Below are 14,684 nucleotides of genomic sequence, written 5' to 3'. Positions count from 1 at the left end.
GGGGGAATAAGGAACATTTTGTTCCCTATTTCAGCGGAGTACCGGGAGCGCGGGGGAATAAGGAACAATTTGTTCCCTATTTCAGCGGAGTCGCGGGAGCGCGGGGGAATAAGGAACAATTTGTTCCCTATTTCGGCGGAGTGTCGGGGTGCGCTACTCGCACCTGGTTGGAGCATTTTGCTCCATCTGACGACGTCGCGACCACCTGGCCGCCCTAGTTGGAGCATTTTGCTCCAACTGGCCCACCCCGGTTTCCAATCGCGTGACCAGGGAATATCCCGACTATCAAACAAAAGGACCTCAACCTCTAATAACAAGTGGAGGTTAAGGTCCTTTTTTCTCGATGAAAATCAGTTCTGCGCGGGAGTCATTAAATGAACCGGATGACTTTTGGGCCAGCCCCTTTTGTCATGCGGCGCGACATCGCGCCCCGCCGGATCGTCGATCCGCTTAGCTATAACGAACCTCGACCGGCATTCTCGTCTTCGCGGACTCCATGATCGCGAGGATGACCATCGTCGTGTTGTACGCGTCCTCCATCGTCACCAGGAACGGCTCGCCGCTGATCAGTTGGTCCACGAAGTGGCGGATGCTCTCGTAGGCGAAGCCCTTCGGCTTGCCGTGGATGAAGTGCCGGACCAGCAGGTCCGGACGGTCGGCCTTCGTTTCCGTGAAACGCTCCAGCATCTGGCTGTGCGTCGGGTCGACATTGAACATGCCCTTCGTGCCCGTGATGTTCAGCTTCATGTCGTTGACGTTCGGGTTGGTGTTCGGCGTGATCCAGCCGTTCTCCATCGTGGCGATGCCGCCTTTGCGGAATTCGAGGATCGTCTGGTAGACGTCCGTCGTGTCGACGCCCAGGTCCTTCAGCACGCCGGAACGGGAGACCGAGTAGACGCGCGCCACTTCGTCGTCGAACAGCCAGCGCAGGACGTCCACGCTGTGGTAGCCGAGGAACCAGAGGATCGACGACTTGGCCGCCCAGGGCAGCAGATCCGTCGCCACCCACTTGATGTCGTTCAGGCGGTAGTAGGCGCTGTAGGGCTCGCCGATCTCGCCGTCCAGGATCGACTGCTTCGGCAGCGCGAACAGCGGGCTCCACCGGCTGTGCAGGTCGACCATCATGCGCACGCCGTTGCGTTCGACGGCGGCGACGATCTCGTCGGCTTCCTCCTTCGACGTCGTGAGCGGCTTCTCGATGATGAAGTGCTTGCCTGCGTTCGCGCAATCCACGGCGACCCGGGTATGGGCGAAGTCCGGGGTGACGATCGCGACGGCGTCGATGTCCGCTTTCTCCAGCATCTCCCGGTGATCCGTGAACACGGCCGTCTCCGGCAGATTGAACTTGGCAGCCAGCGCCCGCGCGCGCTCGCCGTTCAGATCGCAGATCGCCGCGAATTCCGCGTTCGGATGATCGTTATAAATGAAGGCATGCGTTTCTCCCCACGTGCCCGCTCCGACGATCCCCATTTTGATTTTCGACATATTGTCCATCGCCTTTCCCGTGATGAAGTGGAATGAATGATTACTTGACGCCTCCGAAGGTAAGCCCCCGGATCATATACTTTTGGACGATCATGGCGAAGAGCAGCATCGGCAGGATCGTGACGACGCCGACCGAGGACATCTCGCCCCAAGCGACGCCGGACACCGACAGGAACAGCGTGACGGTCGTCGGCAGCGTGCTGGCGTGCGCGCTCGTCAGGAACAGCGCGAACACGAACTCGTTCCACGAGTTGATGATGCAGAAGATCGCGGTCGCGATCAAGCCGGGCACGGCCAGCGGCAGAATGATCTGCACGAACGTCCGGAACCGCGAAGCCCCGTCGACGAACGCCGCCTCCTCGAGCGCCACCGGGATTTCCTCGAAAAAGCTGCGCATCATCCAGATCGTAAACGGAATGTTGAACAGCATGTACGCGACGATGAGCACCACGTGCGTATCCAGCACCCCGATCAGGCTCGCCATGACGAACAGCGGGATGACGCTCGCCATCGGGGGCAGCATCCGCAAGCTGAGTACCCAGAAGGCGCGGTTCTCCTTTTTCTTGAACTCGAAGCGCGCGAAGCCGTAGGCCGCCATCCCGCCGATGAAGATCGAGACGATCGTGGTCAGGATGACGACGATGGCGCTATTCTTCAGGTAACCGAGCGCGCCCCGGTTCTCGAAGACCGCCTTGTAGTTCTCCAGCGTCGGCGAGAAGAACCAGACGCTCGGGTCGTACGTCAACGCTTTGGACTTGAGGCTGACCAGGATCATCCAGAACATCGGGAACACGCAGAGCACGCAGACGATCAGGAGGACGATCCCCGTTCCGAAGCCGACTCTTTTGCTGCCGTACGTATTCATCCCCGGTTCTCCACCCCTTTCCGGTAAGCCCGAATGAGCAGCCAGCTGATGACCGTGATCAGGACGAGCAAGACGACCGATACCGCCGCCGAGCGGCCGACCCAGCCAGTCTGCGCGAAGCCGAGCCGATAGACGTGCATGCTCAGGAATTCGGTCGTGCTGCCCGGTCCCCCTTGCGTCAGAGAGTACGGAATGTCGAACGTCTTAAGCGAATCGATCGCGCGGAACACGACGGCGAGCAGGATCATCGGCAGCAGCAGCGGCAGCGTGACGTAGCGGAAAATCTGCGCCCGGTTCGCGCCGTCGATCGCCGCCGCTTCATAAGGCTCCGAAGGCAGCGAGCGCATGCCGGCGTATATGATCAATGCGACGAACGGCGTGTTTTGCCAAATGTCGACCAGAATGGTGGACAGGTAGGCGTTTTCGGCGGACAGCCAAATCACCTTGCCTCCGAAAAAGTGAAGCAGGTAATTGACGACGCCGTTTTCCGCGTTCAGCATGAGCTTCCAAATTTGGCCCGTGATGCTCGGCGTCATCGCGATCGGAACGATCAGACAGGCGAACACCAGCGGCTTCAGCTTAAACTCGCGATCCAGCAGGACGGCCAGCCAAAAGCCGAGGAGCAGCTCGGCCACGGTGACGATGATCATAAAGCCGATGCTGATCCGCATCGAGTACCAGAACTCCGCGTCCCGGCCCGAGAACAGCCGGACGAAGTTGTCCAGCCCGACGAACTTGAAGTCCGGATAGCCGAGCTCGTAGTTCGTCAAGCTGAGCCCGTACAGGAACAAGGTTGGAATAAACGTAAGAATGCCGAGAATGAGCATCGCCGGCATGATGTAGGTCAAGTGAGGTCGTTTGTGAAAGTAATCGCGCAGCAAATCGCTTCATCTCCTTTCCGGAACGAACGGCCGGACGGCGCAGCTGCCCCGCCCGGCCCTTCCGGACCGTCTTGCGTGAATTACCCGGTAATGTCTTCCACTTCTTTTTGCGCTTTTTCCGCCGCTTCCTGGACGGTCATCTTGTCGAACATGGCGGCGCTCACGTAGTAGCCGACGCGGTCGAGGATTTGGCCCAGCTTCGGGCTCGGCGGGATCCAGGAGATGCCCTTCTCGACAAGCACGTTCGCGTCGTTCAGCGCTTCGAGCTGCACCGGATACGAGATGTTTTTGGCCGCGAGCTCTTCGTCCTTGTACACCGAAGTGCGGACCGGCACGCCGCCGCCTTGCACGTATTCCTTCGCCTTTTCCTTGCTGTTCATATAGACGATAAAGGCCCATGCCGCTTCCTGCTTCTTGGACAGCGCCGAGATCGACATGTTCCAGCCGGCGAGCGCGCTGGCGCGGCCTGCCGGACCTTCCGGCGTCGGCGCGAAGGCGACTTTGTCCGCGACCTGGGAGCCGCTCGGATCGAGGATGCGGTTCGCGAGGGCGGTCGCGTCCAGCCACATGGCCGCTTTGCCCGTCGTGAAGGCGGAGAGCGCTTCTTCGTGCGTGTACGAGGCGACGTCCTTCGGCGCGTTTTGGAGCAGGTCGACGTAGAACTGCATCGCCTGGATCGTTTTCGGATCGGTCATCGTCGCTTTGCCCGTCTTCTGATCGATGAAGCCGCCGCCGAAGTTGTACATCAGGCTCAGCAGGCCGGAGGCCGCGTGCGTGCCGCGCTGGGCGCGCATCGACACGCCGTACAGACCGTCTTCCTTGCCGTTGAAGAACTTCGCGAGCTCGAGGAACTCGTCCATCGTCTTCGGCGGCTGCTTGCCGTACTTGTCGAACAGGTCTTTGCGGTACGCAATGAACCGCGTTTCGCCCGCCGTCGGGATGCCGTACGTTTTGCCTTCGTACTTGCTGATGCCGTTCCGGTAGGCCGGCACGATATCCTCATAGTCGAACCATTCCGGCGTCAGCGTCTTGTCTTCGATCCATTTGTCCAGCGGCTCGACGACTTTCTTGGCGCCGTATTCGCTCATCCAGAAGCCGTCGACCATGAGCACGTCGTACGTTCCCGTGCGCCCGGTGAAGTCGAGGAGCTGCTTGTTCTTCAGGTAGCCTTCCTCCATGACCTCCCACTTGACGTGAATGCCGGTGAGGTCTTCGAACTCCTTCGTCATCTTCTGGAACGAGTCCGTGGAAGGATGGCTCGCGAACGCGAGGTTGATCTCCGTGCCGTCGTACTTGCTCTTGATCGTCTGACCCCATTCGGCCAGCGTGGCGACGGAGCCGGACGCTCCGCCCGCGGCGGAGGACGATGCCGACGGGCTAGGGCTGCTCGCATTCGATGCGCCGCCCCCGCCGTTCCCGCTCGAGCAAGCTGCGAGCGACGCGGTCAATACGGATGCCACGGCGATGTGCATGATTTTTTTAGCCACAAGCTTACACTCCTTCTCTGGATGATCATCGGACGTTTTCTTTTTTCTAACTTGGCTGCGCTAGCCGATCCCCGTCAAACCTGACATGTCAATTGAGGTTACAAGCCAAATTCTAAGCAATGCAAAGGCTTTCAGCAATGTATCCTGACACCTTTTCTTGTCTTCTGAAAACTAAATCGCTTGCAATCCATAAAAAAATGAACCTTGATGTCAAGGTTCATGACACATATATTGCGCCTGCTAATGTTTTTCCCGATATTCCATCGGGGAGACGCCGTAATGCTTTTTGAACACTTTAGAGAAATAAGGGTAGTCGTTGAACCCGCAAGCGTCGGCGACGACTGCGATTTTGGCGTCTGCGTGCTCGAGCAGGTAGGCGCCGGCCCGTTCGAGCCGATAATCGTTCAAGAACTGGGTAATCGGCTTCGCCATCACCTCGCGGAACATCTTGCTCATATAGGCCGGACTTACCTTGGCATGGGCCGCGATCGCCTGCAGATTCAGTTCCTTGTCGCCATAGCGAGCTTCGATGAACCGAATGGCCTCGTCCACGACGCGTTTGTTGCGCGGCGACCGCTTGTCCGAGATGGCGGCAATCGCCTCTGCCAAATATTGTTCCCAGTTGGCGCGCATCTCATCGATCGAGCCGGCCACGCGGAGCTCGACGGGTGAATGGGCCAGCGGGTCTTCCTTTAGCAGCAGGTACAGCTCGGATCGGTACAGCAGCTCGAAGTGGCTCATGATCCGCTTGAACTCCGTCCATGAATAGTCGCGCTCCGCGCAATAGCCGAACCATTGGCGCAGGCGCGACCCGGCGTCGCCTCCCCGCTCGGCCATGACGTCCCGGGCCAACGCCCCGACGATCTCCGCCATCGTGCGGATGCTGTCCAGATCCATGAGCGATGTCCATTTCGCCGGATCTCGGAGCAGCGTCTTGGACAGCACCTGGTTCAGGCCGTCTTGGGTGATCGGCTTCAGCAAATAGTCCGCCACCTGATGGCGGAGCGCGCGCTGCACGTAGTGAAAGTCGGCATGGCCGGTAAGCACGATCAGCTCCATGTCTGCGTGACGTTCCCGGATGCGCTCGATCAGATCCAAGCCGTTCATGACGTTCATTTCGATATCGGTCAGCACCACGTCCGGCTTGCTCTCGGCAATGGCGTGCAGCGCCTCTTCGCCGTTCCTCGCCTCCCGCATTTCGGCGATCGCGATGTGACTGTTCTCCAGCAGCTTCATGACGCCCCGGCGAATGACCGGTTCGTCTTCAACGATCAGGATCTTCATCGCCGTTCCCCCTCTTCGGCAGTCGTATGGCGACGTCTACGCCGCCCGAAACGGATTCGTGCACGGAAAGGCCGTAGGTCGCCCCGTACCTTAGCCGCAGCCGATGCTGGACGTTCAGCAGCCCGATGCCCGCGGGCATGCCTTTCTCCCCGCCGTCATGGCCGCGAGGATCCCGAAGCAGCTCGTTCAGCCGCCGCAGCGCCTCCTCCTCCATGCCTTCTCCGTTGTCTTCGACGTGGATGACGTAGCCGTCCGCGCCCGCGTCCTCCGCGTAGATGCGCAGGTAGTAGTCCCGCTGCCCCGCGAAGGCGTACTTGAAGGCGTTCTCTACGATCGGCTGCAGCGTCAGCTTGACGATCGGATAGCGGCCGTACGCCGCCAGTCCGTCCATGTCGATCTCCAGATCGGGATAGCGCTCGTGCTGGATATCCAGGTACGTGCGCACGTGGGCGGCTTCGATCGCGAGCGGGACCTCGGCCTTCGGATGGTCGATCGAATAGCGGAAAAAGTCGGCGAGCGCCTTGCTCATGCGACTGATGCTCGGCACCTCATGGATGATCGCCTGGCAATTGATCACTTCCAGCGTGTTGTACAGGAAGTGAGGGTTGATCTGGTTCTGCATGGCGAGCAAGGTGGCGTCCTTTTGCTTCATCTCCGCGTTCAGCTTTTGCATCTCCGCGTCGTGCGCCTTGTCGATGGACGCCGTCATATTTTCGAGCATGCGGTTGAAGCCGTTGCCCAGGATGCCGACCTCGTCGGCGAACTTGCCGTTGAATCGAACCTGCAGATCGCCGAGCTCCGCCTGCTTCATCAGGCGCAGCAGCTTCTTGACGGGACGGACGAGGGACAGCGATAGGACGGCGGAGATGAACAGCGTCATCAGCACGATCAAAACGAAGATGTAGGGCTGAATGCTGCGGATTTTGCGTACCGCCTGATCGATGGACGTCCGCTTGATATGCGCTTGGACCTGAAAGCCCGAGTGGCCGAGGTGGGAATCCATGCGGATGTCCCCGGCCGTGTCCGCGCCCTCCTTGGAGGTCGGCGAGGCGTACACGATCGCGCCGGAGCCGTTGCGCAGCTCGATGTTCAGATCCGACGTCGCCAGCAACCGGAAAGCGTCGCTGAACATTTTGCCGTTCAAACGCACGACGAGGATGCCGTCACGACCCTGGGCGTCGTACCGGCTCAGCGTGAGATAGACGGTCTTGAGGGAGCGGTCCTGAAAGAAGAGCAGCTCCTCCGTCGGCTCCGACCAGAAATTGCTCCGGCCCGCGACGAAATCGCGGTACCAGCTTTGCGCCCGGTAATCCATCTCCGGCACCGGCGTCAGCTCCGCGTCGTAATAGAGCGTCTCCCGGCCTCCGTCCGCGCGGTCCCGCAGCAGGAAGAAGACCGACTCGATCTCGCTGGAATACTGCAGCCTGAAAGCCCCGAGGGCGTTCTCGGCCCACGTCCGGTCCCGGGACGCTTCCGGTCCGTCCGCCGAGGACAGCGCCATTAGCCGATTGCCGTTGCCCGAGTATTCGAAGAAATAGTGCACGTTGTTCACGATCCGGTACAGCTGATTGTCCAGGTTCAACGCCGTCTGGTCGATGGAGCGCTGCACCCGGTAAATTTCGTTGCTCGTCAGCACTTCCTTGAAGTAGCGCTGGTAGACGAAGGCGATGCTAATGACGCCGATGAACGAGACGATCGAGATCGAGACGAACACCTTGGTGAAAAACTTCCGGTCCATGACCAGCTTCTTGATGCGGTCCATGCCGCCGCTCACCCCCTCGCTTGTCCGTTCTATGCTGTCTTGGGTCCGGCCCGGGGATTTGAGTCCATTCTATCGAAACCTCCGGTTTTTTTCACCTGGAAAGCGCTTCCCATACTGGTGCAGGTCCCGCAGGACGGCCCCGCGCAAAAAAAAATCCCGCCTGCGCGGCGGGATTCGAGTCCGGGACTCGCAAGAGCATCATGGGGCTTTATTTGACCTTTACGCGAATGTTGACCGTCTTGCCGCCGTAGGCCGCCTTGATCGAGACGGAGCCTTTGGCTAGAGCGGTAACGGTTCCGCCGGTCGCTTTCGCGACTTTGGCGGAAGGAGCCGAATAGGCGGAATACGCCGTGACGTCCAGCGTTCGGCCGTTTTCGTACACCGCCGTCACCGTTACACGGCCCGATTGGCCGGGGGACAGCTCGAGCGACGATTCCGAGACGGTCAACTTGGTCAGCTTGGCCTTGACCGTGACCGGGATTTCCAGCTGCTTGCCCTGGACGGTCGCCGTCAGCTTCCCGTAGCCTTCCTCGGCAAGCGACTTGACGGTGGCGCCCTTGACCGTGAGAAGCGTGTTCGAAGACGGCTGCCACTCGACGCGCGAACCGAGGCTCACGCTTTTTCCGCTTTTCGTCTTGCCGGTCACCTTGATCGTCTGGGACTTGTTCAGGGTCAGCGAGATGGCGGACGGCTCGACGACGAAGCTCGTATACTCTTCTTCGACCGTCACTTGCACTTTGACCGTCTTGTTGCCGTAAGTGCCGGTCAGCGTCACCTTCGAGGCGAGCAGGCCTTTCAGCGTCTTTTCCTTCACGACGAGATTCGTCGAAGAGGACTTCCAGACGACCTTGTCGGTGACGTCGTCTTCGTTGCCGTCCTCATAGACGACTTGCACGCGCGGCAGTTCGATTTCCTTGCCGATGATGACGCTAAGCTCGGTGCTGTTGGCGATCAGCGTCAGCGCCTTCTTCGTTACGGTCACTTCGATCGACTTGGAAATCTCGCCGTTCGCGCCGTTCGCGACCTTCGCCGTCAGGGTGGCCGTCCCGACGTCCGCCGCCTTCCATTTGCCGGCTTCGTCCAGGTTCAGAACGCTCTCGTCGGAGGACGTCCAAACGGCGGCCTTGCCCAGATCGACGGTTGTCCCGTTGATCGAAGTGCCCTTTACCGAAGGGAGGTCACCCGAATCGCCTACATAAGCTTCGAGCTTCGTCTTGCCGAGCTCCATCTTCTCGATCGTCGGGTAGACGGTGACGGACAGCTCCTTCGTGACGCCCTTGTACGTGAGCTTGACCTTAGCCGTGCCTTCGCCGCGCGGCGAGACCGTCGCGGTGCCGCCGGAGCCGCTCACCGACACGATCAGCAAGTTGCTGGATTCCCATACCGCGCCGGGCAGATCCAAATCCGTATAGGCACCGTTCACGGCTTTGGCCGTCACGATCAGCGGGCCGCCCTGGAGCGCGATGTACTGCGCATCGCCCGGCGCCAGCTGCAGCGCCTCATACGGGGCGCGGATCGCGAACGTCGCGGTGCCGGACGAACCCATGTACGTCGCGGTAATCGTCGCCGTACCGGGACTGACCGCCTTGACCCGACCGCGCTCGTCAACCGTCGCGACCGCTTCGTTGGAGCTCTTCCACGTCGCCAGGGACGCTACGTTCTCTTTGCCGCCGCCGGTCTTGGTGGCGACCGCCTTCAGCGCGAGGTCGGCTTCGCCGATCTGCATCTCGTACGGGCCGGACTTGCCGTCGCTCGTTTGAATGGCCAGCGTCTTGTAAGGCAGCGCGACGGTCAGCTCGATTTTGGCGGATTTGCCCTGGTAACGGGCGGTGATCGTCGTCTTGCCCGCCGATACGAGGGTGACTTCGCCTTTGCTGACGGTCGCGACCGCTTCGTTCGAAGAGGTCCACGTCGCTTTCGACGTCAGATCCGTCTCGACGCCGCCGTCGATGCCGAACGCGTCCAGGCTGTGCGTTTCGCCCAGCTGCACTTCAAGCTTGTCCGGCGCCGTCTCCGACAGGCCGTGGCGCTTCAGCTTGAGATCGCCGTAGCGGTACCTGGCATTCAGCGTGACGCTGGCGGAGTAGCCTTGGTATTTGCCCGTGATGACGACGTTCGAAGCTTCGCCGTTCGCCGTTACGATGCCTTTGGAGACGGTGACGGCCGGGTTCGAGGACACCCATGTCGCGTCGTTGGTGACGTTGTCCGTCCGGTTCACTCCATCTACGTTCATGTTGGCCCACAGCAGCAGGCTCAGGGAGCCGTCTTCAACGTACAGTGTCTTCTCGTCCGCCGTCAGTTCGTCCAGCCGGACGCTCGTCACCGTCGTCGCCGCGAAGGCGATGCCCGATTGAGCGATCGGCAGGCCGAGCAAAATCGCGAACATCAAGACCGCCGTCAGGCGCGTCAGAATCGAAGAGGGACGTTGTCGAGAGGGCTGTTTCCTTGCATTCCGGATGCTGATCATCGTTCGAGATTTCCTCCTAAGGCACGAATTCTTGAATTTCCAGGTCCAGTCCTACTTCATGTAACGGCATCCGAGCTGGGAAAATGAAGAAAATGACGAAAAAACGGGACATAAGTCGCAATTTCGCATTGGTGCGCGAGAACTGGAACGATGCGACCGCTGGCAGCAGAGGCGCTTGACGAAAGGCGCGTAGTAGAGGGGCCCGGGTTCCGCCAAACGCCGGGAGTTATGCGGTTTTTCCGCACATCTCGGTGCCGATTCCCACAATACGCCGGGAGTTATGCGGTTTTTCCGCACATCTCGGTGCCGATTCTCACAATACGATGGGAGTTGTGCGTTTTTTCCGCACATCTCGGTGCCGATTCTCACAATACGCCGGGAGTTATTCGGTTTTTCCGCACATCTTGGTGCCGATTCCCACAATACGCCGGGAGTTATGCGGTTTTTCCGCACATCTTGGTGCCGATTCTCACAATACGACGGGAGTTGTGCGTTTTTTCAGCACATCTCGGTGCCGATTCTCACAATACGATGGGAGTTGTGCGGTTTTTCCGCACATCTCGGTGCCGGGTTCCGCCAAATGCCGGGAGTTACGCGGTTTTTCCGCACATCTCGGTGCCGATTCTCACAATACGCCGGGAGTTGTGCGGTTTTTCCGCACATCTCGGTGCCAAATCCAGGCGAAATGGGGCCAAGCGCACGGCGTTAACCCGTTTGGGCGGACAACGGCGGGCGAAAAGGGGCTGAGCGGGCCCCCGGGACTCTTCCCCAAAAAGAAACGTCCTTCCCGCAGCCCGTGCGGAAAGGACGCTTCCATGCCTACCTGGTAATTAGACCGAAATGTCGAGGTTCGCGCCCAAATGCGGCTGAACGCTCATCTGCATCATACGGATAAGTTCCTGGCCCTGCTGCTCCGTCTGATCCTTCGCCTTCGCCAGGACGGCGTAGCCGACCTCCTGCTTAAGCGAAGCGGTGGCGATCGCCGTCACTCCGTTCACTGCGCTCATCAACAGACCTCCTCGTCGGGTAGTAGGAACAAGCTCAGACTACCACATTATCCCTTCGCGGGATAGAGGGCGACGGCGCCCGATTCGCCCCGCCGGCGGCGAATCGCGAACAGCGCGACGGTCAGCGCTGCAAAGACGACGGCGTAAACGCCCAGGAGCAGCAGTTGATCGCCGATCTGCGAGGCGGGTCCGTTCGACAACGCCACGCGCAGCGCTTCGATCGCGTGCGTCATCGGCATCCACCCGCTGATGTGCTGCAGCCAGGCCGGCAGCAGCTCCGTCGGATACGTGCCCGCGCTCGAGGCGAGCTGCAGTGTGAGCAGTACGATCGCCAGAAAGCGTCCGATCGTATCGGCGAGCGTGACGAGGAACTGCACGATCGCCATGAAGGTCAGGCCGATGACGGCGCTGATCCCATAGAAGGCGATCACGTTCGGCACCTTCAGGCCAAGGCCCGCGAGCAGCACCGTATCCACGAGCACCGTCTGCAGCAGAACGACCGGCGCGAACAGCAGCAGCTTGGACAGGTACCAGCGCCAGCCGCTCTTCGCGTGGCCGGCGGCGTCTCGCAGCGGCAGGATGACGGTGGACATCAGCACGCCGACGTACAAGCCGAGAGACAGGAAGTACGGCGTCATGCCCGTGCCGTAGTTCGGCACGTCGGTCAGCTTGTGCTCGGATACGCCGATCGGGTCGGCGAACATGCTCGTTTGCTTGTCGCCGGTTTTCACCTCGGACGCCATCTTGGACGCGTCTCCGAGCTTGGTCGACAGCTCGCCCGAACCGTCCTGCAGCTGCTGCAAGCCGTCCTGCAGCTTGACCGAGCCCTCCGCTAGCTGCGCCGCGCCGCTCTTCACGGTGCCGACGCCGTTGCCCGCATCGGCCAGGCCTTGCTGCAGCGCGCCCGCGCCCGTCGCTAGCTCCCCAGCGCCGTCCGCGAGCTGCGCCGCACCCGTTTGGGCCTCGCCGAGCTTGGCGCCGAACGTGCCGAGCCCTTCGCGCAGCTTCGCCGTGCCGGCCTGCAGCTGCGTCGCGCCGGACGCGAGCTCCTGCTGCCCGGCGGCGAGCTTGCCCGCGCCGTCGGCCACGGCGGCTGCGCCCTGCTGGGCTTGCCCGGCGCCGTCCGCGACCGCTTGCGCCGACGCCAGCAGCTTCTGCAGCGCCGCCGCGTCCGCGTCGTCCTTGTGCGCCTCGGCGTACTGCTGCAGCCCGGCCGCCAGCTTGCCCGCGCCGTCCGCAATCGCGGCAACGCCCGCTTGCGTCTGCCCGGCGCCGTCGGCGAGCGCCTTGCCGCTGTCGGCCAGCTTGCCCGCGCCCGCGGCCACCTGGCCGGCGGCGGCGTCGGCTTGGGCCGCGCCGGCAGCGAGCTGATCGCCGCCTGCGCCGAGCTGCTTCAGCCCGTCCGCGAGCGACGAGGCGCCTTTCGCGGCCGACTGCGCGCCGCTCGTGAGGCTGGCCGCGCCGCCGGCCAGCCGTCCGACGCCTTGCTGCAGCTTAATCGTGCCGTCGGACAGCTTCGCGAGGTTGTCGTGCAGCAGCTGCGCGCCGTCCTTGGCGTCCTTGGCGCCGTCCGCCAGCTTCGACGCGCCGTCGCTCGCTTCGCCGAAGCCGTCTGCAGCCTCGCCTACCGACGTGAAAACGGCGTCGGCATACGCCTTGGTCACCTCATGCGCCACGTCCGTCTTCAGCTTCTCCGAAGCCTGCTCGCCGATCCGCGACGTGAGGTAGTTCCATCCGTCGTCGACAAAGTATTGGATTTCGGCTTGCTGCGGCGTCTCGTCCTGCAGCGTCGCCGTTTTTTTCGAGAAATCGTCCGGAATGACGAAGGCGAGAGAGTACCGGTGATCCTTCAGTCCCTCCATCGCGTCCTTCGCGTCGGTGAACTGCCATTTGAAGTCGTCCTTCTTCTTCAGCTCGTCGATCAGATCCCGGCCGATCGCGAGCTGCCGGTCCTTCATCGTCGCGCCGGCGTCCTCGTTCACGACCGCCACGGGGAGGTCTCCGAGCTTGCCGTACGGGTCCCAGAAGGCGCCGATCAGCATGCCGCTGTACAGCAGCGGGATGACCATGAGGCCGACCATCGACAGCATCGCCATCTTGCTGCGCGAGAGCCGGCGAAATTCCCCCGCAACGACCCTGGGGGCATTGTTTCCTTTTGACATGTAGATCCCTCTCCTTTATCTCCGATCCGTTTCTATCTAGTACTTATTGACCGTAATCCTCATTTGGTCAGTTCAGACCAAAAAAAGAAGCGATCAACGGACCGCCAAACCTTCGATGCAGTAAAACCGGAAATGCGCCAGCACTTCCTCCGCGCTCAAGGGCGCGTGAAGATGGCTGCCTTCGGCTGTCAGCGCCAGGTACATCTTCAGCATCATATACGCCGTCAGCTGAGGATCGGCGCGCTTGATCTCGCCTTTGGCCATCGGCTCCTCGAGGTGGTTCGCGATATACGCGATGATCGAGCGCTCCACAGCCTCGAGCCCCTCCTTTGCCATCGGCGTTCCGAGGTCGCGCACTTCCTGCGACAGCTTGGCGACGAGGGCGTGGCGATCGCGGTAACCCAGCACGCGCTGCAGCACCTGCATCAGATTGTCCGCGAACGGGAGCGTATGATTCACCGTCTCCTCGGCCACGGCTCTGAGCTCGCGGATGAGATCCTTCAGAATCTCTTCGAACAGCTCTTCCTTGTTGGCGAAAAAGGTGTAGATCGTCCCCTTGCCGACGCCGGCGGCCTTCGCGACCTGATCCATTGTCGTCGCCTTGTAGCCGAATGCGGCGAACGAACGGGATGCCGCCTCGATCACCTGCTTGCGCCGGTCCGGCGTCCTACGCTCCATGAGGGTCATGGCGGCTCTCCTCTCGTTTCCGCAATGCGGTCGCTGCTGCAAACTGACCAAAATAACAATCCGGTCAATTCGTTCCAAATCAAGATATCACAGGCCGAACCGGTTTTCAACCCTTTACAGTCGATAATCCGACTTCAAACTCGCCAGCTGCGTCAGACAGCGCTCTGCCCATCGTCTCATCCGGTCGATGCGCTCCTCTTCGGCGGCGAAGGCGGCGGCCAGCGACGCCTGATATTCCGGCACCTCGCCCGCGTACGGCTTCACCTCGTGGGACATCGCCCACACCTTTTCCCGGTAAGCCGACGCCCGGCGCTCGTGAAAGATCGGGGCGTCCGGATCGAAGGAGCTGTGCAGGTCTCCCTGGGTCGGATGCCGAAGCACGGCCAGCACTTCCACCAGCGTCCGGCGGCCGTCCGTCTCCACGATCCGGCCGAGATAGGTTCCCGTTTTGTAATCCGCCTTGACGATCGATTGCTGCTGCGCTTCCATCAAGCTCGCCTCCCTTGCGTACTACCTGCATTCTACACCAGCCCGTCTCCCGTTTGCACCTATCCACCACGATCGGCCAATGCTGTCAATTCCTTGTAAATAAATCCC

Annotated in this window: 12 protein-coding genes; 1 reads left to right on the top strand and 11 read right to left on the bottom strand. The window is 61.1% G+C overall.

What is annotated here, in order from left to right; genetic code table 11:
• On the top strand, positions 1–218 hold a 218-nt coding region (locus LKX83_RS23195; protein WP_227885212.1), incomplete at its 5' end, for a hypothetical protein.
• A 232-nt stretch (positions 219–450) separates the two neighbouring features.
• Here LKX83_RS23195 and LKX83_RS23190 read toward each other — a convergent pair.
• The 11 genes from LKX83_RS23190 to kapB all read right to left on the bottom strand — a co-directional run bounded on the left by LKX83_RS23190 (position 451) and on the right by kapB (position 14,576).
• Complete coding sequence (locus LKX83_RS23190; RefSeq protein WP_227885211.1) at positions 451–1,485, bottom strand: Gfo/Idh/MocA family protein; 1,035 nt, start codon at positions 1,483–1,485, stop codon at positions 451–453.
• A gap of 40 nt (positions 1,486–1,525) precedes the next feature.
• Positions 1,526–2,350, bottom strand: coding sequence for a carbohydrate ABC transporter permease (locus LKX83_RS23185; RefSeq protein WP_227885210.1), 825 nt, complete (start codon positions 2,348–2,350; stop codon positions 1,526–1,528).
• The gene (locus LKX83_RS23180; RefSeq protein WP_227885209.1) at positions 2,347–3,231 is read right to left on the bottom strand and encodes a carbohydrate ABC transporter permease; all 885 of its coding nucleotides are present in this window, start codon (positions 3,229–3,231) and stop codon (positions 2,347–2,349) included. The genes LKX83_RS23185 and LKX83_RS23180 overlap by 4 nt, the downstream gene beginning before the upstream one ends.
• Positions 3,232–3,311: 80 nt before the next feature.
• Complete coding sequence (locus LKX83_RS23175) at positions 3,312–4,718, bottom strand: ABC transporter substrate-binding protein (RefSeq protein WP_227885208.1); 1,407 nt, start codon at positions 4,716–4,718, stop codon at positions 3,312–3,314.
• Positions 4,719–4,958: 240 nt separating this feature from the next.
• Positions 4,959–6,002, bottom strand: a complete 1,044-nt coding sequence (locus LKX83_RS23170; RefSeq protein WP_227885207.1) for a response regulator — start codon at positions 6,000–6,002, stop codon at positions 4,959–4,961.
• On the bottom strand, positions 5,983–7,764 hold the full coding sequence (locus LKX83_RS23165) for a sensor histidine kinase (protein WP_227885206.1): 1,782 nt from the start codon (positions 7,762–7,764) through the stop codon (positions 5,983–5,985). The genes LKX83_RS23170 and LKX83_RS23165 overlap by 20 nt, the downstream gene beginning before the upstream one ends.
• Positions 7,765–7,972: 208 nt before the next feature.
• On the bottom strand, positions 7,973–10,231 hold the full coding sequence (locus tag LKX83_RS23160; protein ID WP_227885205.1) for an Ig-like domain-containing protein: 2,259 nt from the start codon (positions 10,229–10,231) through the stop codon (positions 7,973–7,975).
• 830 nt (positions 10,232–11,061) lie between these two features.
• On the bottom strand, positions 11,062–11,238 hold the full coding sequence (locus tag LKX83_RS23155) for a YjfB family protein (protein WP_227885204.1): 177 nt from the start codon (positions 11,236–11,238) through the stop codon (positions 11,062–11,064).
• A gap of 47 nt (positions 11,239–11,285) precedes the next feature.
• Entirely contained in the window at positions 11,286–13,400 is a 2,115-nt protein-coding gene (locus tag LKX83_RS23150) for a YhgE/Pip domain-containing protein (protein WP_227885203.1), read from the bottom strand.
• Positions 13,401–13,493: 93 nt separating this feature from the next.
• A complete protein-coding gene (locus LKX83_RS23145; RefSeq protein WP_227885202.1) occupies positions 13,494–14,087 on the bottom strand; it encodes a TetR/AcrR family transcriptional regulator in 594 nt (197 codons plus the stop codon).
• Positions 14,088–14,201: 114 nt separating this feature from the next.
• Entirely contained in the window at positions 14,202–14,576 is a 375-nt protein-coding gene (kapB, locus tag LKX83_RS23140; RefSeq protein ID WP_227885201.1) for a kinase-associated lipoprotein B, read from the bottom strand.
• Positions 14,577–14,684 lie beyond the last annotated feature (108 nt).

Origin of the sequence: Cohnella baijiui (genome assembly GCF_020731285.1) — a bacterium.
Taxonomy (GTDB): domain Bacteria; phylum Bacillota; class Bacilli; order Paenibacillales; family Paenibacillaceae; genus Cohnella.
This window is presented reverse-complemented; position numbering and strand designations above follow the sequence as displayed.